At 67.4% G+C, this 22,607-nt stretch carries 20 protein-coding genes; 10 read left to right on the top strand and 10 right to left on the bottom strand.

Annotated elements, in window-relative coordinates; all coding sequences use genetic code 11:
- Window positions 1-19 precede the first annotated feature (19 nt).
- Window positions 20-832: an HDOD domain-containing protein gene (locus tag LPB260_RS04055; protein WP_208710039.1), complete on the bottom strand. Its 813-nt coding sequence runs from the start codon at window positions 830-832 to the stop codon at window positions 20-22.
- 188 nt (window positions 833-1,020) lie between these two features.
- Between LPB260_RS04055 and LPB260_RS04060 the strand changes: the two genes are divergently transcribed.
- The 6 genes from LPB260_RS04060 (at window position 1,021) to ilvD (ending at window position 9,064) form a co-directional block, all read left to right on the top strand.
- A complete protein-coding gene (locus tag LPB260_RS04060) occupies window positions 1,021-2,217 on the top strand; it encodes a class I SAM-dependent rRNA methyltransferase (RefSeq protein ID WP_208707358.1) in 1,197 nt (398 codons plus the stop codon).
- A gap of 374 nt (window positions 2,218-2,591) precedes the next feature.
- On the top strand, window positions 2,592-3,710 hold the full coding sequence (locus LPB260_RS04065) for an ABC transporter ATP-binding protein (RefSeq protein ID WP_208707359.1): 1,119 nt from the start codon (window positions 2,592-2,594) through the stop codon (window positions 3,708-3,710).
- Between the two features lie 30 nt (window positions 3,711-3,740).
- Window positions 3,741-4,814: an ABC transporter substrate-binding protein gene (locus LPB260_RS04070; protein ID WP_208707360.1), complete on the top strand. Its 1,074-nt coding sequence runs from the start codon at window positions 3,741-3,743 to the stop codon at window positions 4,812-4,814.
- Window positions 4,815-4,880: 66 nt separating this feature from the next.
- Window positions 4,881-6,113 carry an ABC transporter permease gene (locus tag LPB260_RS04075; RefSeq protein ID WP_208707361.1) on the top strand — a complete coding sequence of 411 codons (1,233 nt, stop codon included), beginning with the start codon at window positions 4,881-4,883 and terminating at the stop codon, window positions 6,111-6,113.
- Between the two features lie 13 nt (window positions 6,114-6,126).
- Window positions 6,127-6,984: an ABC transporter permease gene (locus tag LPB260_RS04080; RefSeq protein WP_208707362.1), complete on the top strand. Its 858-nt coding sequence runs from the start codon at window positions 6,127-6,129 to the stop codon at window positions 6,982-6,984.
- 241 nt (window positions 6,985-7,225) lie between these two features.
- Window positions 7,226-9,064, top strand: a complete 1,839-nt coding sequence (gene ilvD / locus LPB260_RS04085) for a dihydroxy-acid dehydratase (RefSeq protein WP_208707363.1) — start codon at window positions 7,226-7,228, stop codon at window positions 9,062-9,064.
- Window positions 9,065-9,125: 61 nt separating this feature from the next.
- Here the strand turns inward: ilvD and LPB260_RS04090 are convergent, their stop codons facing one another.
- Window positions 9,126-9,638 (bottom strand): dihydrofolate reductase, encoded by a 513-nt coding sequence (locus LPB260_RS04090; RefSeq protein WP_208707364.1) that lies wholly within the window; start codon window positions 9,636-9,638, stop codon window positions 9,126-9,128.
- Between the two features lie 58 nt (window positions 9,639-9,696).
- Window positions 9,697-10,866, bottom strand: coding sequence for a diguanylate cyclase (locus LPB260_RS04095; RefSeq protein WP_208707365.1), 1,170 nt, complete (start codon window positions 10,864-10,866; stop codon window positions 9,697-9,699).
- A 157-nt stretch (window positions 10,867-11,023) separates the two neighbouring features.
- Here LPB260_RS04095 and LPB260_RS04100 point away from each other — a divergent pair, with 157 nt between their 5' ends.
- The gene (locus tag LPB260_RS04100; RefSeq protein WP_256625486.1) at window positions 11,024-12,418 is read left to right on the top strand and encodes a DUF2868 domain-containing protein; all 1,395 of its coding nucleotides are present in this window, start codon (window positions 11,024-11,026) and stop codon (window positions 12,416-12,418) included.
- Window positions 12,411-13,811: a GTPase/DUF3482 domain-containing protein gene (locus LPB260_RS04105; protein ID WP_208707367.1), complete on the top strand. Its 1,401-nt coding sequence runs from the start codon at window positions 12,411-12,413 to the stop codon at window positions 13,809-13,811. Before LPB260_RS04100 ends, LPB260_RS04105 begins: the two co-directional genes overlap by 8 nt.
- On the opposite strand, the gene LPB260_RS04110 is transcribed toward LPB260_RS04105, so the two are convergent.
- The 4 genes from LPB260_RS04110 to LPB260_RS04125 form a co-directional block, all read right to left on the bottom strand.
- Complete coding sequence (locus LPB260_RS04110; protein ID WP_208707368.1) at window positions 13,793-14,860, bottom strand: transporter substrate-binding domain-containing protein; 1,068 nt, start codon at window positions 14,858-14,860, stop codon at window positions 13,793-13,795. The genes LPB260_RS04105 and LPB260_RS04110 overlap by 19 nt on opposite strands.
- 168 nt (window positions 14,861-15,028) lie before the next feature.
- Entirely contained in the window at window positions 15,029-15,823 is a 795-nt protein-coding gene (locus LPB260_RS04115) for a thymidylate synthase (RefSeq protein ID WP_208707369.1), read from the bottom strand.
- Window positions 15,820-16,614: a prolipoprotein diacylglyceryl transferase gene (gene lgt / locus LPB260_RS04120; protein WP_208707370.1), complete on the bottom strand. Its 795-nt coding sequence runs from the start codon at window positions 16,612-16,614 to the stop codon at window positions 15,820-15,822. Before lgt ends, LPB260_RS04115 begins: the two co-directional genes overlap by 4 nt.
- A gap of 10 nt (window positions 16,615-16,624) precedes the next feature.
- Window positions 16,625-17,407: a sulfite exporter TauE/SafE family protein gene (locus tag LPB260_RS04125; RefSeq protein WP_208707371.1), complete on the bottom strand. Its 783-nt coding sequence runs from the start codon at window positions 17,405-17,407 to the stop codon at window positions 16,625-16,627.
- Between the two features lie 339 nt (window positions 17,408-17,746).
- On the opposite strand from LPB260_RS04125, the gene LPB260_RS04130 reads away from it, so the two are divergent.
- Complete coding sequence (locus tag LPB260_RS04130) at window positions 17,747-18,493, top strand: NRDE family protein (protein WP_208707372.1); 747 nt, start codon at window positions 17,747-17,749, stop codon at window positions 18,491-18,493.
- 33 nt (window positions 18,494-18,526) lie between these two features.
- Here the strand turns inward: LPB260_RS04130 and ptsP are convergent, their stop codons facing one another.
- Together ptsP and LPB260_RS04140 are read right to left on the bottom strand one after the other, a co-directional pair.
- Entirely contained in the window at window positions 18,527-20,806 is a 2,280-nt protein-coding gene (gene ptsP, locus LPB260_RS04135) for a phosphoenolpyruvate--protein phosphotransferase (protein WP_208707373.1), read from the bottom strand.
- A gap of 19 nt (window positions 20,807-20,825) precedes the next feature.
- Complete coding sequence (locus LPB260_RS04140; protein ID WP_208707374.1) at window positions 20,826-21,305, bottom strand: RNA pyrophosphohydrolase; 480 nt, start codon at window positions 21,303-21,305, stop codon at window positions 20,826-20,828.
- A 143-nt stretch (window positions 21,306-21,448) separates the two neighbouring features.
- Between LPB260_RS04140 and LPB260_RS04145 the strand changes: the two genes are divergently transcribed.
- Window positions 21,449-22,102 (top strand): HAD family phosphatase, encoded by a 654-nt coding sequence (locus LPB260_RS04145; protein ID WP_208707375.1) that lies wholly within the window; start codon window positions 21,449-21,451, stop codon window positions 22,100-22,102.
- A gap of 63 nt (window positions 22,103-22,165) precedes the next feature.
- Here the strand turns inward: LPB260_RS04145 and LPB260_RS04150 are convergent, their stop codons facing one another.
- On the bottom strand, window positions 22,166-22,606 hold the full coding sequence (locus LPB260_RS04150) for a DUF2269 family protein (protein WP_208707376.1): 441 nt from the start codon (window positions 22,604-22,606) through the stop codon (window positions 22,166-22,168).
- Between the last annotated feature and the right edge of the window lies 1 nt (window position 22,607).

A 22,607-nucleotide genomic window follows, 5' to 3' on the forward strand; every position in this document is an offset into this window, starting at 1 on the left:
TGCCGCCCCAGCCGGGGCGTCAGACGGTACCCAGCTCGCGGATGCTCTCGCGCAGGTTCTCGAAGTCGTACTCGGACAGGCCGACATACTCCAGCACCAGCTGCTCGATGCTCTGCCACTCGTGGTCCTCGGCCTGGTTGCCGAGGACTTGGTGGGTCTGGCAGATATGCTCGGCCATCTTCAGGATCGCCAGCAGGGTCTTGAGCTGGGCATCGCGACCGGAGTCATCGCTGAAGATCGACAGGGCGTTGTGGTGACTGGCGATCGCCTCGCACAGGTGCAGCGGCAGGTTCCAGGACTTGGCGGTGAAGTAGCCGACCACCGCATGGTTGGTGTTGAGCAGGCGGTTCTCGGTATCCACCACGCGGCGCTCGCCGCCGGCGCTGTAGTAGGCCTCCTCCAGCACCGTCATGTAGTCGGGGAAGCGCTTGACCATCAACGGGATGCCGCAGTTGTGAAACAGCCCCAGGGTATAGGCCTCGTCGGGCGCCTGGTAGCCGATGCGCTTGGCCAGGGTCAGGCAGGTCATGGCCACATCCTGGGCGGTGTCCCAGAAGCGGTTGAGGGTGACGATCGCCTCGTCGGTCAGCTCGCCCTTGATCGACTGGGCATTGATCAGGTTGATCACCGAGTCGCAGCCAAGCAGGTTGACCGCCTGCTGGATCGAGGCGATGCGATTGGCCAGGCCGAAGAACGGCGAATTGACCAGCTTGAGCAGCGCGCCGGACAGGCCCGGGTCCTGACTGATCAGCCGGGCGATGACACGCAGATCCGGGTGGGGCATGACCTGCTCCATCTGCAGATCGACCATGATTTGCGGCTGCGGCGGCACGCTGATGCCCTGCAGGGCCTTCTGGATCTGTTCTGCGCTGAGTTCGTGGGCCATGCTGGGCAACTACTGGAGTGTGAGGAAGGGCACAGTCTAGCGATTGTCGCGGGCGCTGTGCAGCCGTCCCCGGCAAGCAGCGTTGCACCTGCCGCCTGGGTTATAATCCCGCTCTTTTTTCCGGAGAGCGCCCCATGTCCCTGCCCAGCCTGCGCCTGAAAGCCAACGCCGACCGACGCCTGCGCGCCGGCCACCTGTGGGTGTACAGCAACGAGATCGACGTCGCCGCCACCCCGCTGCACGGCTTCGCCCCTGGCGCCCAGGCCGTACTCGAAGCCGCCGGCGGCAAGCCCCTGGGCATCGTCGCCTTGAGCCCGAACAACCTGATCTGCGCGCGCCTGCTGTCGCGCGACCTCAAGCACCCGCTGGACAAGTCCTTGCTGGTGCACCGCCTGAACGTCTGCCTGTCGTTGCGCGAGCGCCTGTTCGAGCAACCCTGCTACCGCCTGGTCTACGGCGACTCCGACCTGCTGCCCGGCCTGGTGGTCGACCGCTTCTTCGACATTCTGGTGGTGCAGCTGGCCTCGGCGACCATGGAGCAGCACAAGGACGAGGTGCTCGCCGCCCTGATCCAGGTGTGCAAGCCCAGCGGCATCCTGCTCAAGAACGACTCCGCGGCACGCGACGCCGAAGGCCTGGAGCGCTACGTCGAGACAGCCTTCGGCGTGGTCCCGGAGTGGGTCGCCCTGGAGGAGAACGGGGTCAAGTTCGAGGCGCCGGTGATCGAAGGGCAGAAGACCGGCTGGTTCTACGACCACCGCATGAACCGCGCGCGCCTGGCGCCCTACGTCCAGGGCAAGCGTGTGCTCGACCTGTTCAGCTACATCGGCGGCTGGGGCGTGCAGGCCGCCGCCTTCGGCGCCAGCGAAGTGTTCTGCGTGGACTCCTCCGGCTTCGCCCTCGATGGCGTCGAGCGCAACGCCACGCTCAACGGCCTAGCCGAACGGGTCACCTGCGTGGAAGGCGACGTGTTCGCCGCCCTCAAGGAGCTCAAGGCCGCCGAGGAGCGCTTCGACGTGGTGATCGCCGACCCGCCCGCCTTTATCAAACGCAAGAAGGACCTGAAGAACGGCGAGGCGGCCTACCGCCGCCTCAACGAACAGGCCATGCGCCTGCTCGGCAAGGACGGCATCCTGGTCAGCGCCTCCTGCTCCATGCACCTGCCCGAGGACGACCTGCAGAACATCCTGCTGACCAGCGCCCGCCACCTGGACCGCAACATCCAGCTGCTCGAACGCGGCGCCCAGGGCCCGGACCACCCGGTGCACCCGGCCATCGCCGAGACCCGCTACATCAAGAGCCTGACCTGCCGCCTGCTGCCCAACAGCTGATCGTCCGCCCGGCCGGAATCGTCCGCATTCGCGGACGATTCCGGCCGGCGCAGCCTGCCCTTCGACATTCACTTACGCTGCCGAATTTCGCTCGGCAACCGCGCCGCCCTTCTCCTTTCGCGTGTCGTCCGATGCCCAACCGAGCGCGCCCTGTTACCGCATTGCACATCCCCCTCGCACAAAACAGAAGCTGAACTACGCTTAGCTGCAGCGGTAGCGCTGCCACCAATTGTGCTCTTTGGCTGGCCTGCTTATTGCTTTTGGTTATGGATATAACGGCCGTTCGTAACACTTACGAACGTAAAGGTCGACTCAAGCAGTCAGGCGAAGGCCACGAGCCGGGTGCCTGTTTTGATCGGAGGCTGGGGAGGGATATGGCGGATCAGGCTGGGCAAAAAGCGTTCCTGCAATTCACCAATGTTAAGAAGACCTACGACCACAAGACCCTGGTGGTCAAAGACTTCAACCTGGACGTGGCCAAGGGCGAGTTCATCACCCTGCTTGGCCCCTCCGGCTCGGGCAAGACCACCTGCCTGATGATGCTCGCCGGCTTCGAAGACGTGACCAGCGGCGAGATCCTCATCAACGGCCGCTCGGTCACCAGCATCGCACCCTATCAGCGCAACATCGGCATGGTGTTCCAGCAGTACGCACTGTTCCCGCACATGACCCTGCGCGAAAACCTCGCCTACCCGCTGAAGATCCGCAAACGGCCCAAGGAGGAGATCCGCGCCAAGGTCGACGAATACCTGGCCCTGGTCGAACTGCAGGACTTCGGCGGGCGCTACCCCGGCCAGTTGTCCGGCGGCCAGCGCCAGCGCGTGGCCCTGGCCCGGGCGCTGATCTTCGCCCCGGACATCGTGCTGATGGACGAACCCCTCGGCGCCCTGGACAAGAAACTGCGCGAGCAGATGCAGTTCGAGATCAAGCGCCTGCACGAGCAACTCGGCTTCACGGTGATCTACGTCACCCACGACCAGACCGAAGCCCTGACCATGAGCGACCGCATCGCCGTGTTCAATAACGGCATCGTTCAACAGTGCGCCGCCCCCGACGTGCTCTACGAGCGCCCGGCCAACCTGTTCGTGGCCGACTTCATCGGCGAGAGCAACAAGCTCAAGGGCACCATCGAAGCGGTCGGCGACGAGACCGTCAGCGTGCGCCTGGAAGACGGCGCCCAGGTCAGCACCCTGAAGGCCAACTGCACCGAAGTCGGCCTGCCGACCATGGTGTCGGTGCGCCCGGAGAAGCTCACCTTCACCGACCGCCTCGGCAGCGCCGGCAATCAGGTCAAGGCGCGCTTCGTCACCCGCCACTACGTCGGCGAATACATCCGCTACCACTTCGAGACCGCCGACGGCACCGAGCTGGTGGTAAAGAACCTGAACGACAGTTCAGCCCCGCAACTCAGCGCCAAGGACGAGGTCGCCCTGGCCTGGCTGCCACAGGACAGCCAGGCCCTGGACCGCCCCGCCGTTCCGACGGCGTCGTGATAACACAACAACAGGCAATGGAGCACAGCAATGGCTAGATCACTGACTACCAGCTTTTCCGCATTCGCCCTGGCTGCGGCGTTGGGCACGGCGTCCTTCGCCGCCAGCGCCGAAGACAGCCTGACCGTGGTGTCCTGGGGCGGCGCGTATGGCGCGGCGCAGAAAAACCACATGATCGACCCCTTCCAGAAGGACACCGGGATCAAGGTGCTGTTCGAGGACTATTCCGGCGGCGTGGCGGAAATGAAGGCCCAGGTCGAGTCCGGCAACATCCAGTGGGACGTCGTCGACGTCGAGGTGATCGACCTCGAGCGCGCCTGCTCCGAAGGCCTGCTGGAAACCATTCCGCGCGACATCCTGCCGGCCGGCGCCGACGGCACCCCGGCCGAGAAGGACTTCATCCCGGAAGCCCTGGCCAGTGAGTGCGCCATCGGCAACATCGTCTGGTCGGTGGTCTTCGCCTACAACAAGGACACCATCGGCGGCACCCCCGCCGCCTCCATCGAGGACTTCTTCGACACCAAGAAGATTCCCGGCAAGCGCGCCATGCGCAAGCGCCCGCAGGTCAACATGGAATGGGCCCTGCTGGCCGATGGCGTAGCGCCTGAAGAGGTCTACGAGGTGCTGGCCACCCCGGAAGGCCAGCAGCGCGCCCTCGACAAGCTGGCCACCATCAAGAACGACATCGTCTGGTTCGACTCCTGGTCGCAGGCCCCGCAACTGCTCAACGACGGCGGCGCGGTCCTGGTGCAGTCGGCCAACGGGCGCTTCTATGACGCCATCCGCCAGGAAGGCAAGCCCTTCGAGATCGTCTGGGATGGCCACGTCTATGACCTCGACGCCTGGGCGGTGCTCAAGGGCTCGCCGAAGAAGGACCTGGCCTTCAAGTTCATCGCCTACGCGACCCAGTCCAAGCCGCTGGCCGGCATGTCGGACGTGGCCTACGGCCCGACCCGCAAGTCCTCCGCGCCGATGATGGACCCGGCCGCCGCCCCGCACCTGCCGACCGCTCACCTAGATGTCGGCATCCAGGCCGGTTCGGAGTTCTGGGCCGACTACGGCGAATCCCTCGGCGAGAAGTTCAACGAGTGGCTGCTCAAGTAACACTCCCAGCCCCTCATCCCCGCCCTGGGGATGAGGGGCGCCACCGCGTCGTTTAGGAGTCGCCGCTTGTCTTCCCTGACCACCACCGAAGCCGGCCAAGCCGCCAGCGCCCGACGCAAGAAGCGCATCACCGCCTTCCTGTTCGTCGTACCGCTGCTCGCCTTCATCCTGCTGACCTTCGTCGCCCCGATCGGCACCATGCTCTGGCGCAGCGTGCACCACCCGACCGTGGCCGAGCTGATCCCCCAGACCCTGGCCGAACTCGAGCGCTGGGACGGCAAGACCACCCCCGACCCACAGACCTTCGCCGTGTTCGCCACGGAACTGCAGGGCCTGGCCGAACAGCGTCTGTCCGGCAAGCTGGCCGAAGAGTTCAACCGTGCCTATGCCGGCATGTCCAGCGTGGTCAAGTCCACCGCGCGCAAGGTTCGCCGGCTCGATGCCGAGCAACTTCCCAGCCAGGGCGCCGAAACCGTGCTCAAGGCCCATCGCAACTGGCAGAAGCCGGAGCTGTGGTTCGCCATCCAGCGCGCCGGCCAGGCTTACACCTACGACTACTACCTCACCGCCCTGGACCTGGAGCTGCACCCCGAGCACGGCATCCAGATGCGTGAGGACACGCAGATCTATGTCCAGCTGTACACCAAGACCCTGAACATGGCGCTGGTCATCACCCTGCTCTGCGCCCTGCTCGGCTACCCGCTGGCCTACTACCTCGCCGGCCTGCCGGAGAACCGCGCCAACCTGCTGCTGGTGCTGGTCCTGCTGCCCTTCTGGACTTCGTTGCTGGTGCGCACCACGGCCTGGATCGCCCTGCTGCAGACCAACGGGGTGATCAACTCCTTCCTGCTCGGTACCGGCCTGATCGGCGCACCCTTCGAGATGCTCTACACCTCGTTCGCCACCGTGGTGGCGATGACCCACATCCTCCTGCCGTTCATGATCCTGCCGCTGTACAGCGTCATGCGCGGCATCGACCCGAGCTACCTGCGCGCCGCCATGTCGCTGGGCGCCCGACCGATTCCGGCCTTCGCCCGCATCTACTTCCCGATGACCCTGCCGGGGCTCAGCGCCGGGGCGCTGCTGGTGTTCATCATCTCGGTCGGCTACTACATCACCCCGGCGCTGGTCGGCGGTACCGACGGCCAGATGATCAGCAACATCATCGCCTTCCACATGCAGCGCTCGAACAACTGGGAACTGGCCGCCGCGCTCGGCTCGCTGCTGCTGGGCCTGATCCTGGTGCTGTACTGGCTGTACGACCGTTTCGTCGGCGCCAGCAATATCAAGCTGGGCTAGGAGCAGACAACCGATGAGCAAGATTCCCGCCTACTTCGGCTTCTGGCACCGCTTCGGTGCCTGGCTGCTGCAGACCAGCTCCTGGCTGGTGCTGCTGTTCCTGATCCTGCCGATCCTGGTGATAGTGCCGCTGTCGTTCAACGTCGAGCCGTTCTTCAGCTTCACCGAGGGCATGCTGCGCCTGCAGCCCGAGGCCTACTCGCTGCGCTGGTACGAGCAGATCTTCAAGGACCCGAAATGGATCCTGGCGATCCAGAACAGCTTCTTCATCGGCTTCTTCGCCACCCTGATCGCCACCGCCCTGGGCACCTGCGCCGCGGTCGGCCTGTCGCGCGACGACATGCCCCAGCGCCGGCTGATCACCGCCCTGCTGCTGTCGCCGATGATCGTGCCACTGATCATCACCGCCGCCGGCATGTTCTTCTTCTATGCCGACTTGGGCCTGGCCGGCAGCTACCTGGGGGTGATCCTGGCGCACGCGGCGCTGGGCACGCCCTTCGTGATCATCACCGTCACCGCGACCCTGACCGGCTTCGACTACTCCCTGGTGCGCGCGGCGATCAACCTGGGCGCCACCCCGCTGCGGGTGTTCTTCGACATCATCATGCCGCTGATCCGCCCCGGGGTGATCTCCGGCGCGCTGTTCGCCTTCATCACCTCGTTCGACGAGGTGGTGGTGATCCTGTTCATGGCCGGCCCCCAGCAGCGCACCATCCCCCGGCAGATGTTCTCGGGCCTGCGCGAGCAGATCAACCCGAGCATCCTGGCCATCGCCACGCTGCTGATCCTGGTGTCCATCGCCCTGCTGGTGACCATCGAGTTGCTGCGCCGGCGCGCCGAGCGCCTGCGCGGCATCGAGCTGATCGAGTAACCCGACGTCGGACCACGCTTTCACCCGCGCGCCGCCTGGGATTAGAATCCTTCTACCCTGCCCCAACCCAGGCGGACTCCTGAGCCCAGGCCGAGCGAGCGGTGATCCCGCCCAGCCAATCGGCCCCGCCCCCTCGCAGACGCTCACGGGCGTTTGCCAGCGGCGCGCATCGCGCTCAACATACGTATGATCAGCGGGACTCGAACCCGTGACCTGAACAGCCTCCCCAGGATTGACCGCCATGCCCGATTACCGCTCGAAAACCTCCACCCACGGCCGCAACATGGCCGGCGCCCGCGCCCTCTGGCGCGCCACCGGGATGAAGGACGAGGACTTCAAGAAGCCGATCATCGCCGTTGCCAACTCCTTCACCCAGTTCGTGCCCGGCCACGTGCACCTGAAGGACATGGGCCAGCTGGTCGCCCGCGAGATCGAGAAGGCCGGCGGCGTGGCCAAGGAATTCAACACCATCGCCGTCGACGACGGCATCGCCATGGGCCATGACGGCATGCTCTATTCCCTGCCGAGCCGCGAGATCATCGCCGACTCCGTGGAGTACATGGTCAACGCCCACTGCGCCGACGCCATCGTCTGCATCAGCAACTGCGACAAGATCACCCCCGGCATGCTGATGGCCGCCCTGCGCCTGAACATCCCGGTGGTGTTCGTCTCCGGTGGGCCGATGGAAGCCGGTAAGACCAAACTGGCCAGCCACGGCCTGGACCTGGTCGACGCCATGGTGGTGGCGGCAGACGACACCGCCAGCGACGAGAAGGTCGCCGAGTACGAGCGCAGCGCCTGCCCGACCTGCGGCAGCTGCTCCGGCATGTTCACCGCCAACTCGATGAACTGCCTGACCGAGGCCCTGGGCCTGTCCCTGCCGGGCAACGGCTCGACCCTGGCCACCCACAGCGACCGCGAGCAGCTGTTCCTGCGCGCCGGCCGCCTGGTGGTCGAACTGTGCCAGCGCTACTACGGCGAAGGCGACGAAGGCGTGTTGCCGCGCAATATCGCCAACTTCAAGGCCTTCGAGAACGCCATGATGCTGGACATCGCCATGGGCGGTTCGACCAACACCATCCTCCACCTGCTGGCCGCGGCCCAGGAAGGCGAGGTGGACTTCGACCTGAAGGACATCGACCGCCTGTCGCGCCAGGTGCCGCAGCTGTGCAAGGTGGCGCCGAACATCCAGAAGTACCATATGGAAGACGTCCATCGCGCCGGCGGCGTCTTCGGCATCCTCGGCGAACTGGCCCGCGGCGGCCTGCTGCACACCGACGTGGCCACCGTGCACAGCCCGAGCATGGCCGACGCCATCGCCGAGTGGGACATCACCCAGACCCAGGACGAGGCCGTGCACACCTTCTTCAAGGCGGGCCCGGCCGGCATCCCGACCCAGACCGCGTTCAGCCAGAGCACCCGCTGGGACAGTCTGGATGACGACCGCGAGAACGGCTGCATCCGCAGCGTCGAGCACGCCTATTCCCAGGAAGGCGGCCTGGCCGTGCTCTACGGCAACATCGCGCTGGACGGCTGCGTGGTGAAGACCGCCGGGGTCGACGAGTCGATCCTCGAGTTCGAGGGCACGGCGAAGATCTACGAGAGCCAGGACAGTGCCGTACGCGGCATCCTCGCCGACGAGGTCAAGGCCGGCGACATCGTGATCATCCGCTACGAAGGGCCGAAAGGCGGCCCGGGCATGCAGGAGATGCTCTACCCCACCAGCTACCTGAAGTCCAAGGGCCTGGGCAAGGCCTGCGCCCTGCTCACCGACGGCCGCTTCTCCGGCGGCACCTCGGGCCTGTCCATCGGCCATGCCTCGCCGGAGGCCGCCGCCGGCGGCGCCATCGGCCTGGTGCAGGAAGGCGACAAGGTGAAGATCGACATCCACAACCGCAGCATCAACCTGCTGGTCAGCGATGAAGAGCTGTCCCACCGCCGCCACGCCCAGGACAAGAAGGGCTGGAAGCCGGTCGAGGCCCGCCCGCGCAAGGTCACCACCGCGCTCAAGGCCTACGCCCTGCTCGCCACCAGCGCCGACAAGGGCGCGGTTCGCGACAAGAGCCTGCTCGACGGCTGAATGCCGAGTCCATGAAAAAGCCCGGCCAATGGCCGGGCTTTTTTCTGCCTAGGCGCGAAGTCTAGCGCCTGCTCCAGGTCTCGAAGGCGTGGGCCGGCGCGGCGTCCTGCGCCACCTGTTCGCTGCTCGAATCCAGCTGCCAGTCGCGCTCGCTGAACTCGGGGAAGAACGCGTCGCCCTCGGGGCTGAGGCGCACGCGGGTCAGATACAGGCGATCGGCGCGTTCCAGGCCCTGGGCATAGAGCTGCGCGCCGCCGATCAGCATCAGCTCCTCGGCGCCGGTTTCGCGGGCCCAAGCCTCGGCCCGCTGCAACGCCCCATCGAGGCAGGCGAACACCTCGGCCCCCTCCAGCTGCAACCCCGGCTGGCGGCTGACCACCAAGTTGAGGCGGCCCGGCAGCGGCCGGCCGAGGGAGTCCCAGGTCTTGCGACCCATGATGATCGGCTTGCCCAGGGTCAGCGCCTTGAAGTGCTTGAGGTCGGCCGGCAGGTGCCAGGGCAGTTGGTTGTCGCGGCCGATCACCCGGTTATCGGCGAGGGCAGCGATCAGACAGAGAGGCAGGGAGGTTTTCATGACCGCGAGGATACCCACTCGGCGCCGATGATTGAAGCCTCGGCGCCGTACACCGCCGTCAGGGCTTCTTGCACACCACCCGGTTGCGCCCCTGTTCCTTGGCCAGGTACAGGGCCACGTCGGCCACGCGCAGGGCGTCCTCCAGGCTCTGGTGCGGCTGCGGGGTCAGGTAGGCCAGGCCGATGCTCAGGGTGACCACGGCGGCCGCATCCGACTGCACATGGGGCAGGCCCAGGGCCTCGATGGCGCTGCGGATCTTCTCCAGAATCAGCAGCATCTGCTCTTCACCCAGGTCGTACCAGCAGCCGACGAACTCTTCGCCACCATAGCGGGCCGTGCAGTCCAGCGGACGCCTGACGTGCTCACCTATCACCCTGGCGACCTGGCGCAGCGCCTCGTCACCGGCGGCGTGCCCGTAGTGGTCGTTGTAGCGCTTGAAGAAGTCCACATCCATCATTACCAGCCCCAAGGCGCGCCCCTCGCGCTGGGCCTGCCGCCAGCTGCGCTCGGCCCGCTCGGTGAAGGCGCGGCGATTGAGCAGACCGGTGAGGAAGTCCTTGTCCGCCAGATCCTGGAGCAGACCGTGGGCGAGGAAGTTCAGCCGTGTGGCGTACTCCTGGAAGTAACAGCCGACCGAACCGATGACATTGGCCAACCCGAGAAACAGGGCGTTGCTGACCAGCGTTTCACCCGCCGAGCCGATGATCAACTCCGCCGCCAGGTAGGCAATAAAGGTCAGCCAGCCGCACAGCGCCGCGGTGGCGAAACGCAGACCGGCGAGGAAGTAGAAGAACACCGTGACCAGGATGATGCCCTCATAGGGCAGGGGAAAGGCATGGTAGCGGGCAATGCCGATGATGCCCGCCACCGCCAGCCCGCACAGCAGGGCCACCGCGCCGCCGATCAACTGCAGGTAGTCGCGCAGCGCCCGCCGATAGGTCGCCAGCCAGGCGAGCAGCAGCGCCGGCTGGATCACCCCCAGGCGCAGGCTGAGGATCTGCCCGCGCAGCGGCTCCGGCAGGTTGAAGATATCCAGCACGACAAACAGCAGAGCCAGCAACATGGCCACCAGCAGCGCCCAGCGCATGCGCCGCAGGAACAGGTCGGCGTGATAACGGCGGAACGCCGGCTCCAGCTCGCCCTCGAAACCCAGGGTATTGAAGCCCTGATGATGCTGGCGCAGATAGGGGGAATCCTGATTGACCCAATCCAGGTGCGGTAACTTCACGACGGCACTCGCATTAGCGTTGTAAGGTTGGACAGTCGGCAGCGGGCGGCCCGCCGCCGGGCCGAGCGGTCTGGCCGGCGGAGTATAGCGGCGTGACTGTGCCATGGCTGTGACTGTGCGGTTATGCTCTGTTTTCCACCTGCCACTGGAACGTCGCGTGAGCCCAACCGAGAAGCCCAGCCTCGATCTTCTGCAACGCCTGTGGCTGAGCGAGGCGATTCGCCTGCGCGAGGAGCAGGCCGGCCCGCTGGAGGATGGCGAAGCCAACCGCCGGGCCCGCGCCACGGGGGGCAACCTGGCCGCACGCATCCAGGCCCGCGCCCTGCTGCTCGCCGAACGCGACGGCCTGCTGCTGGCGCTGCGCCATTGGCTGCAGGGGGCCCGCCTCGCCCTGGCCGCCCTGCTGCTGCTGGCCCTGCTCAGTGGCGCCGGACTGGCCCTGGCCGCCCTGGGCGATGGCCAGCGCCCGGTTAACGTGTTCTGGGCCCTGGGCAGCCTGCTGGGCCTCGACTTGCTGCTGTTGCTCGGCTGGTTTCTCGGCCTGCTGCTGGCCGGCGACAACGCCAGTGCCCTCGGCCGCCTGTGGCTGTGGCTCAGCGACAAGCTCGCCCGCGACGCCCGCGCCGCGCAACTGGCCCCGGCCCTGCTCCTGCTGCTGCAGCGCGCACGCCTGGGCCGCTGGGGACTCGGCGTGCTGGTGCACGGCCTGTGGCTGCTGGCCTTGCTCGCCGCCCTGCTGAGTCTGCTGGCCCTGCTCGCCACCCGCCGCTACGGCTTCGTCTGGGAAAGCACGATTCTCGGCGGCGACACCTTCATCGCCCTGACCCAGGCCCTGGGCGCTCTGCCGGGGCTGCTCGGCTTCGCCCTGCCGGACGCCGAGCTGATCCGCGCCAGCGGCGCCGGCGCGCTGACCAGCGAGGCGGCGCGCCACGGCTGGGCGGCCTGGCTGCTCGGCGTGCTGCTGGTCTACGGCCTGCTGCCGCGCCTGCTGCTGATGCTGCTGTGCCTGTGGCGCTGGCGCCGCGGCAGTGCGCGCCTGACCCTGGACACCGGGCTGCCCGGCTACGACCTGCTGCGCGAGCGCCTGCTGCCGGGCAGCGAGCGCCTCGGCGTGTGCGACGCGGCGCCCGCGTCCACAGCCCGAGCGCCGGCAGCGGCGGGCCCGCAGGGCAGCGACGGGGCATTGCTGGTAGCCGTCGAGCTGGACGAGCGCCGTCCCTGGCCGCCGAGCCTGCCTGCCGGCGTCGGCGACGCCGGGGTGATCGACAGCCGCGAACAGCGCCAGCGCCTGCTCGAACAGCTCAGCCGCTTTCCGCCTGCGCGCCTGCTGGTGGCCTGCGACCCACGCCGCTCGCCGGACCGCGGCAGCCTGGCGCTGCTTGGCGAGCTGGCGCGCAGCGCCGGCGCCACGCGCATCTGGCTGCTGCCGGCGCCGCCCGGGGAAGCCCTGGACGCCGCGCGTCTGGCCGACTGGCACGACGCCCTGGCGCAGCTGCAATTGCCCCACGGCGACGCGGCGCCCCTGACCTGGCTGGAGACGGGCCATGACTAGCCCCCTGAGACTGGCCGTGGTCGGCCACACCAATGTCGGCAAGACCTCGCTGCTGCGCACCCTGACCCGCGACGTCGGTTTCGGCGAGGTGTCGCCCAGGGCCAGCACCACCCGTCACGTCGAGGGCGCACGGCTGTCGGTGGACGGCGAGGCGTTGCTGGAGCTGTACGACACCCCCGGCCTGGAGGACGCCATCGCCCTGCTCGACTACCTGGAGCGCCAGGACCGACCCGGCGAACGCCTCGACGGCCCGGCGCGCCTGGCGCGTTTCCTCGACGGCAGCGAAGCGCGCCAGCGTTTCGAGCAGGAGGCCAAGGTGCTGCGCCAGTTGCTGGCTTCCGACGCCGGACTCTACGTGATCGACGCCCGCGAGCCGGTGCTGGCCAAGTACCGCGACGAACTGGCGGTGCTGAGCATGACCGGCCGCCCGCTGCTGCCGGTGCTCAACTTCGTCGCCGGCGGCGCGCATCGCGAAGCGGACTGGGCCACGGTCCTGGCCCGCCTGGGCCTGCATGCCCGGGTCGCCTTCGACACGGTGGCGCCACCCGAAGACGGCGAGCGGCGCCTGTACCAGAGCCTGGCGCTGCTGCTGGACCAGGCCCAGGCGCCACTGCAGCGGCTGATCGACGATCACCAGGCGCAACGCGCGAGCCGCCGACACGCCGGCGCCCGGCTGATCGCCGAACTGCTGATCGACTGCGCCGCCTGCCGCCGCAGCGTCGCCGCGCAGGCCGAGCCGGAGCGCCAGGCGATCGAACAGCTACGCGAGGCCATCCGTGAGCGCGAACAGCGCTGCGTCGAGGCCCTGCTGCGGCTCTACGCCTTCCGCCCGGAAGATGCCCGGGCCGGCGAGCTGCCGCTGCTCGACGGCCGCTGGGGCGATGACTTGTTCAACCCGGAAACCCTGCGGCAGCTCGGTCTCAAGGTCGGCGGCGGCATGGCCGCCGGCGCGGCAACCGGCGCCGGCATCGACCTGCTGGTGGGCGGCATCACCCTCGGCGCCGCCGCGCTGCTCGGCGCCCTGGCCGGCGGCGGGCTGCAGACCGCGCGCAACTACGGCACCCGTCTGCTCGGCAAGCTTCGCGGCGAACATGAACTGACGGTGGACGACGCGGTGCTGCGCCTGCTGGCCCTGCGTCAGCGCCAGCTACTGGACGCCCTGGCGGCCCGCGGCCACGCGGCCACCACGACCCTGCGCCTGGAGACTCCGGCCGACGCGGATTGGCGCGACGAGCCGCTGCCAGAGCCGCTGCGCAGAGCCCGCGCCCACCCGCAGTGGTCGAGCCTGGCGCCGGGCCGCTGGCGCGACTCCGACGAGCGGCGCGAAGCGGTCGAACAGCTCGGACACCAGCTGCTCACCGGCGCTGCCCAGTCTCAGGGGCGGCCCAGGTAGAGTTCCTTGAGCTTGCGCCAGTCATCGCTGCCGGTGACCCGCAGGATCGCCTGGCTGAGCTGCTCGCGGTAGGGGCTGCCGCTGGCCAGGGCGAAGGCGTAGGACTGGTTCTCGAAAGTACCGGGCAGCACCCGCAGGCCGCCCTGGCCCAGTTCGCCATTGCGGTACTGCAGGATCGGCAGGTCATAGACCACCGCATCGGCCTCGCCCTGCTGCACCGCACGCATGGCGCTCAGCAGGTTCGGGTAGTCGCTGTGGCGGATGCGCTGGTTTTCCAGGTAGCGCGCGCTGACCGTCTTGTCGATGGTGGCGACATGGGCCCGGCGCAGGTCATCGGTGCCCTGGATGCCGCCCTGCAGGTTGCCCACCGTCAGGGTGCTGGTCACCGCCGCGGTGAAGGTCGACACCATGATCAGGCCGGCGAACATCCACACCAGGCCGATCAGGCGCCCGCCGAGGGTCACCGGGGCCTTGTCGCCATAGCCAACCGTGGTCATGGTCACCGCCGCCCACCAGAAGCTGGAGCCCAGGCCCTGGGCCGGGCTGCCGCCGAACTGCTCCTGGTTGCGCCGCCGCTCGAACAGCCAGACCAAGGCGCCGACCAGCAGCAACAGGGCCGCCAGCCCCAGCACCAGGCTGAGGAACTGCCAGGACAGCAGCGCCCTCAGGGCATGCCAGCCACCACCCTCGCCCTCGCGCGGCACCGCGATGGCCAGGCCGGTCTGGTAGAAGGGGTGGGTGAAGTCGAAGCGCGCCTCGCGCTCGGCGGTCATGGTCAGGGCGCCGACCACCACGTCGAGCCTGTCGGCCTCGAGGCTCGGCAGCAGCTCCTGGAACGCCATCGGCTGCAACTCGAAGCGATAGCCGGCCTGGGCGGCGATTTCCTGCCAGAGGTCGATGCTGATGCCGCGCCACTCGCCGTTCTCCTCCTGGATGACGAAGGGCGGCACTTCGCTGATACCCACGCGCAGCAGCGGCCCGGACGGCTCGGCCGCCCAGCTCGGCAGGGCCAGCCAGAACAGCAGTAAGGCGCTCAGAATCCTCGACATAAACAGCTTCCTCCCCAACCCACAAAGCCGTCAGGGTAACAAATGCGCCGCCCCTGCCCACCCGCGATGGGGCGAACCGCCACCACCAGGTGATAACGCCCAGCCCCGCCCCACCGGCCGAAGGCCCGCGGCAGGGCGCCCAGCATCAGGCCTGCGGCGCCCCGCCGGTCATACCGCGACCGGCGCCTTGATATGCGGATGGGACTGGTAGCCGACCAGCTCGAAGTCCTCGTAGCGGAAGGCGAACAGGTCCTTCACCGCCGGATTGAGCTTCATCGTCGGCAGCGGCAGCGGCTCGCGGGTCAGCTGCAGGTCGGCCTGCTCGAGATGGTTGGCGTACAGGTGGCAGTCGCCGCCGGTCCAGACGAACTCGCCCGGCTGCAGGTCGCAGACCTGGGCGACCATCATCGTCAGCAGGGCGTAGCTGGCGATGTTGAAGGGCACGCCGAGGAAGATGTCCGCCGAGCGCTGGTACAGCTGGCAGCTCAGCCGGCCCTCGGCGACGTAGAACTGGAACAGCGCGTGGCACGGCGGCAGGGCCATCTGCTCGACCAGCGCCGGGTTCCAGGCGGAGACGATCAGCCGCCGCGAATCCGGGTTTTTCTTGATCATCTCGATCAGCTGGCTGATCTGGTCGATCGACTCGCCGTTCGGCGCCGGCCAGTTGCGCCACTGGTAGCCGTACACCGGACCGAGGTCGCCGTTCTCGTCGGCCCACTCGTCCCAGATGCTGACGCCATGGTCCTTCAGGTACTTGATGTTGGTGTCGCCCTTCAGGAACCACAGCAGCTCGTGGATGATGGATTTGACGTGGCACTTCTTGGTGGTGACCAGGGGAAAACCCTCGGCCAGGTCGAAACGCATCTGCTGGGCGAACAGGCTGTAGGTGCCGGTACCGGTGCGGTCGCTCTTGAAGGTGCCGGTCTCGCGCACCAGGCGCATCAGGTCGAGGTACTGTTTCATCGGGTGGCTCCCTGACGGTGGTAGGCGAAGGCGATCAGGCCGAGGCCGCCGAGGATCATCGGCAGGCTCAGCACCTGGCCCATGGTCAGCCAGCCCCAGGCCAGGTAGCCGAGCTGGGCGTCCGGCACCCGGACGAACTCGACGATGAAGCGGAAGATGCCGTAGCACAGGGCGAACATGCCCGAGACCGCCATGGTGGGCCGAGGCTTGCGCGAGTAGAACCAGAGGATGGTGAACAGCGCCACGCCCTCCAGGGCGAACTGGTACAGCTGCGAGGGATGGCGAGCCAGCTGCTGCGGGTCGGTGGGGAAGACCATGGCCCAGGGCAGGTCGGTGGCCTTGCCCCACAGTTCGGCGTTGATGAAGTTGCCAATCCTGCCGGCACCCAAGCCGATCGGCACCAGCGGTGCGATAAAGTCCATCAGCTGGAAGAAGCCCTTGTCGTTGCGGCTGCCGAACCACCAGGTGGCCAGCAGCACGCCGATAAAGCCGCCGTGGAACGACATGCCGCCCTTCCACACCTGGAGGATCAGGCTCGGTTGCTCGAGGTAGGCGGCCAGGTCGTAGAACAGCACATAGCCCAGACGCCCCCCGAGGATCACCCCCATGGCCACCCAGAACACCAGGTCGGAAAGCTTCTCCTTGTTCCAGCGCGGCTCGAAGGCATGCAGCCGGCGCGAAGCCAGCCACCAGGCGCCGCCGATGCCGATCAGGTACATCAGGCCGTACCAATGGATCTTCAGCGGCCCCAGGGCGATGGCCACCGGGTCAATCTGCGGGTAAGGCAGCATGCAACACTCCTCAAATCAGGAAATTCAGGCCCACGCCGAACAGCAGCAGGGCGAACAGACGCTTGAGCACGCGCGGCGACAAGCGATGCGCCAGGCGCGCACCGAAGCGCGCGAAAAACATGCTGGTACCGGCCACCCCGGCCAGCGCCGGCAAGTACACATAGCCCAGGCTCCAGGCCGGCAGCCCGGCATTGTCCCGGCCCAGCCACATGAAACTCAGCGCCCCGACCGCGGCGATCGGCAGACCGCAGGCCGCCGAGGTCGCCACCGCCTGCTGCATCGACAGACTGCGCCAGACCAGAAAGGGCACGCTGAGCGAGCCGCCGCCGATGCCGAAGATCGCCGAGGCCCAGCCGATCAGGCCGCCGGCAGCGCCCAGGCCGACCTTGCCCGGCACCGTGCTGCTGGCCTTGGGCCGCAGGTCCAGGGCCATCTGGATCGACACGCAGATCGCGAACACGCCGATGATCCGCTGCAGCATCGGTCCCTGGATAGACGCGGCGGTCAGCGAGCCCAGGCCGGCGCCGAGGACGATGCCAAGGGTCATCCAGGCGAACACCGGCCAGCGCACCGCGCCCTTGCGATGGTGTTCGACGACCGAGTTGACCGAGGTGAAGACGATGGTCGCCAGGGAGGTGCCGACCGCCAGGTGGGTCAGCACCAGCGGATCGAACCCTTGGGCGCTGAAACTCAGCACCAGCACCGGCACGATGATCATCCCGCCGCCGACCCCGAACAGGCCCGCCAGTACCCCCGCTGCCGCGCCCAGCAGCAAATACAGCAACAGCTCCATCGACGCCCCCGAAAACAAAGCGGCATGGTAACGGAAGCGGGCATCCGCACTCCACCGCCGCAGACCGCAGCAGGCCCCTTGTCGCCCTGCCCGGTCCGCCAGGTCGCGCCTGCGGCCATGAGGGGGTAGCCGTTCGACCTCGCAAATTGGCCCGTTCCCCCTTTCCCTTGCCGGCTGTCAGCCCTAAGCTGTCGGGCAAATGTTGGGCGCTTCAGGAGCGAACTGTCACAACAAGAAAACGCATCTGCTGGAACTGGACTCTGGCCCGCCTGGGCCGCAGTGAGGTCACGGTCGGCTACCGAGACACACCTTCAGAGTCCCGTCACTCAAGGAGTTTCTATGTGCCTGATCGTATTCGCTTGGCGCCCCTCGCACCCCTTGCCACTGGTGCTGGCCGCCAACCGCGACGAATTCTATGACCGGCCGAGCCAGCCACTGGCGCCCTGGGAGGACGCCCCGGGCATTTACGGCGGACGGGACCTGCAAGCCGGCGGTACCTGGCTGGCGGTAGGCCCCCAGGGCCGCTACGCCGCCCTGACCAATATTCGCGACCCGCGGCAGCCGCCTTTCGGCCGCTCGCGCGGCGAGCTACCGGTGCAGTTTCTGCGCAGTGAGCTTGGCCCCGAGGCGTTCCTGGGCGAACTGGCCGAGCGCGCCGAGGACTATTCGGCGTTCAACCTGCTGGTCGGCGACGCCCGGCAGCTGTGGCTGCTGAACTCCCGCGAAGGCACCCCGCAGCAGCTTTGCGAAGGCATCTATGGCCTGTCCAACGCCGCCCTGGACACGCCCTGGCCAAAGGTCGAGAAGGGCAAGGCACTGCTCAGCGAGTGCCTGATCGAACCCCAGCCGCCTTCACTCCTGGACCTGTTGCACGACCCCCAGCAACCCCCGGACTCCGCGCTGCCCGACACCGGCGTCGGCCTGAATACCGAGCGCCTGCTCTCGGGCATCTTCATCGCCACGCGCAGCTACGGCACCCTCGCCAGCACGGCGCTGCTGGTGCGCGCCGACGGTTCACGGCAACTGGTCGAGCGGCGCTATGGCCCCTATGGCAAGCCGCTGGGCGAGATCGAGTTCGAATGCTGAGGAGGTCCGGCGGGGCGGACGCCGGGCACGCTGTCAGGCCTGGATATCCGACGCCGGATTGATCATGCGGCCCAGGCCCAGATTTCGCAGGGCCAGCTGCAGGGTGCTGTGGATCAGGTGCGGGTTGTCGATGCTCATCACCTGGGCCAGCAGTTCCTTGGCCTTGCCCAGGCTGATCTGGCGCAGCAGCCACTTGACCTTGGGCAGGTTGGTGGCGTTCATCGACAGGCTGTCGAAGCCCATCGCCATCAGCAGCACCGCCGCCGCCGGGTCGCCGGCCATCTCGCCGCAGATGCTCACCGGCTTGCCTTCGGCGTGGGCGTCGCTGATCACCTTGCCCAGCGCCTGCAGCACGGCCGGGTGGAAGAAATCGTAGAGGTCGGCGACCCGCGGGTTGTTGCGATCCACCGCCAGCAGGTATTGGGTCAGGTCGTTGGAGCCGACCGAGAGGAAGTCCACCTGGCGCGCCAGCTCGCGGGTCTGGTAGACCGCCGCGGGAATCTCGATCATCACCCCGACCGGCGGCAGCGGCACGTCGGTGCCCTCGTCGCGCACCTCGCCCCAGGCGCGGTGGATCAGGTGCAGGGCCTCCTCCAGCTCCTGGATGCCGGAGATCATCGGCAGCAGGATGCGCAGGTTGTTCAGGCCCTCGCTGGCCTTGAGCATGGCACGGGTCTGCACCAGGAAGATTTCCGGGTGGTCGAGGGTCACGCGGATACCGCGCCAGCCGAGAAAGGGGTTTTCTTCCTTGATCGGGAAATAGCTCAGTGCCTTGTCGCCACCGATGTCCAGGCTGCGCATGGTCACCGGCAGCGGATGGAAGGCGGCCAGCTGCTCGCGGTAGATGGCCAGCTGTTCCTTCTCGCTGGGAAAGCGCTCCTTGATCATGAACGGCACTTCGGTGCGGTACAGGCCGACACCCTCGGCGCCGCGCTCCTGGGCCCGCTTGACGTCGGCGAGCAGGCCGGTATTGACCCACAGCGGCATGCGGTGGCCGTCCAGGGTCTCGCAGGGCAAGGCGCGCAGGGCATCGAGGCCCTGGGTCAGCTGGCGTTCTTCCTCGACCACATCGGCGTACTGCTTGCGCAGCAGCTCGCTGGGGTTGGTGAACACCTCGCCGTGGTAACCATCGACGATCAGCTGGATGCCGTCGATCTTCGAATAGGGCAGGTCGACCGCGCCCATCACCGTGGGGATGCCCATGGCGCGGGCGAAGATCGCCACATGGGAGTTGCCCGAGCCGAGCACCGAGACAAGGCCGACCAGCTTGCCCTCGGGCACCTCGCCGAGCATGGTTGGCGACAGCTCCTCGCTGACCAGGATGCAGTTGTCCGGGTATTCCAGAGTCTGCTGGCGCGCCTGCTGCAGGTAGGCGAGCAAGCGGCGGCCGAGGTCCTTGACGTCGGAGGCGCGCTCGCGCAGGTAGGCGTCGTCCATCAGCTCGAAGCGGTTGACGTGCTCGCCGACCACCTGGCGCAAGGCGCCCTGGGCCCACTGGCCGGTGCGGATGACGTTGACCACCTCGTTACCCAGGGCGGCGTCTTCGAGCATCATCAGATACACGTCGAACAGCGCGCGCTCTTCCGGGCGCAGCTGGCTGGCCATCTTGCTCGAGAGGTTGCGCATGTCCGCGCGCACCCCTTCCAGGGCGGTATTGAACAGCGCCAGTTCGGCGTCTATGTCATCGATGGCCTTGTCCGGCACCACCTCCAGGTCAGCCGGCGGCAGCACCACCACCGCGGTGCCGACCGCGGCGCCGGGCGACCCGGGCACGCCGATGAACTTGGCTTCCTGGATGCCCTTGCCCTGGCGACCCAGGCCGCGAATCGAGCCGGTCGCCTCGGCGTGGGCGATGACCCCGGCGAGCTGCGCGCTCATGGTCACCAGGAAGGCCTCTTCGCCCTCGTCGAACTGGCGACGCTCCTTCTGCTGGATCACCAGCACGCCCATCACCCGCCGGTGGTGGATGATCGGGGCGCCGAGGAAGGAGGCGAAACGCTCCTCGCCGGTCTCGGCGAAGTAGCGGTAGCGCGGATGGGCGGCGGCGTCCTCGAGGTTCAGCGGCTCCTCGCGGGTGCCGACCAGGCCGACCAGGCCCTCGCTGGGCGACATGCTGACCTTGCCGATGGAACGCTTGTTGAGGCCTTCGGTGGCCATCAGGACGAAGCGGTTGGTTTCCGGGTCGAGCAGGTAGACCGAGCAGACCTGGCTGCCCATGGCCTCCCTGACGCGCTGCACGATGATGCCCAACGCCGCCTTGAGGTCCTTGGCGGCATTAACTTCCTGGACGATCTTGCGCAGCGTATTGAGCATGGCTCGGCTCTAGTCAGTGTCAGTCCCGCGCCAACAGGCGCGGAGCGAGTTCCTTGAGGGCGCGACGGTAGACTTCGCGCTTGAATGTGACCACCTGGCCCAATGGATACCAGTAACTGACCCAGCGCCAGCCATCGAACTCCGGCTTGCCGGTCAGGTCCATGCGCACCTTGTTCTCGTCCGACTGCAGGCGCAGCAGGAACCATTTCTGTTTCTGGCCGATACACAGCGGCTGGCTGTGGGTGCGGACCAGACGTTGAGGCAGACGATACCGCAACCAGCCACGGGTGCAGGCGAGAATTTTCACATCCTCCTGCTCCAGGCCGACTTCCTCGTTCAATTCACGAAACAGCGCTTCTTCCGGCGACTCATGGTCGTTGATCCCGCCTTGCGGGAACTGCCAGGCGTCCTGGTTTATCCGACGCGCCCAGAGCACCTGGCCGACATCATTGGTCAAGATGATGCCGACATTAGGGCGAAAACCATCAGGGTCGATCACGGCGCACAACCTCGTAAACGCATGTTTCGGCATTGTTCCACAAAGCCCGCGGCAGCGGCAACGCGGCCGTCCGCTAAGTAGGAATGCCCCGGAAAAGCCGCTATTCTGGCGCCCCTCGGCTTCTGCAATAAAAGGTGATCCGCGTGCGCTTGGCCCTCTTCGACCTCGATAACACCCTGCTCGGCGGCGACAGCGACCACGCCTGGGGCGACTACCTGTGCGAGCGCGGCATCCTCGACGGCGTGGCCTACAAGGCGCGCAACGACGCCTTCTACGAGGATTACCTGGCCGGTCGCCTGGACATTCGCGACTACCTGAACTTCAGCCTGGAGATACTCGGGCGCAGCGAAATGGCCCAGCTCGAACAGTGGCACCGCGAGTTCATGCGCGACTGCATCGAACCGATCATCCTGGCCAAGGGCGAAGCCCTGCTGGAAGAGCACCGCGCCGCCGGCGACAAGCTGCTGATCATCACCGCCACCAACCGCTTCGTCACCGCGCCGATCGCCGCACGCCTGGGCGTCGACACCCTGCTGGCCACCGAATGCGAGATGGCCGACGGCCGCTACACCGGCCGCACCACCGACGTGCCCTGCTTCAAGGAGGGCAAGGTCACCCGCCTCAACCGCTGGCTCGCCGAAACCGGCCTGAGCCTGGACGACAGCTGCTTCTACAGCGACTCGATGAACGACCTGCCGCTGCTCGAGCGGGTGACCCGGCCGGTGGCGGTCGACCCCGATGCCAAGCTGCGCGCCGAAGCGCAGAGCCGCGGCTGGCCGATCATCTCGCTACGCTAGACGTCGCCCCGCGCCAACGAAAACGCCGCCCGGATGGGCGGCGTTCTGGTTTCTCCACGGCCCTCAGGCCGGCTTGGCGCCCATCAGCCCGAGGATCAGCAACAGCACCAGCAGGATCAGCCCGGCATAGCCGGCGGTGAAGCGCATCAACCGCGCAGGCGCCGGCGTCTCGCCCAGGGCCTGCCAGGCAGTCAGACGCCCGCTCAGCAACAGGCCGCCGATCACCAGCAAGGCGAACAGCAGGCTACTGGCCAGCAACCAGGTCTGCCCCAGCGGCCAGCCCGCCAGATCGACCAGCCACCAGCCGCTGACCGGCAGACTCAGGGCCAGCAGGCCGAGCAGCGGCAGGCTGATCGAGCGGGTGCGCGCCAGCTTGCGCTGCAGCACCTGGGCATCGCCGCCGCGCGCCGCCTTCCACAGCATCAGCACGTGGGCCAGCACACCCAGCAGCAGCAGGATGCCAGGCAGGCTGTGGGCCAGTTTCAGCAGTTGATAGTGTTCCATT

Source organism: Pseudomonas sp. LPB0260 (assembly GCF_013388395.1).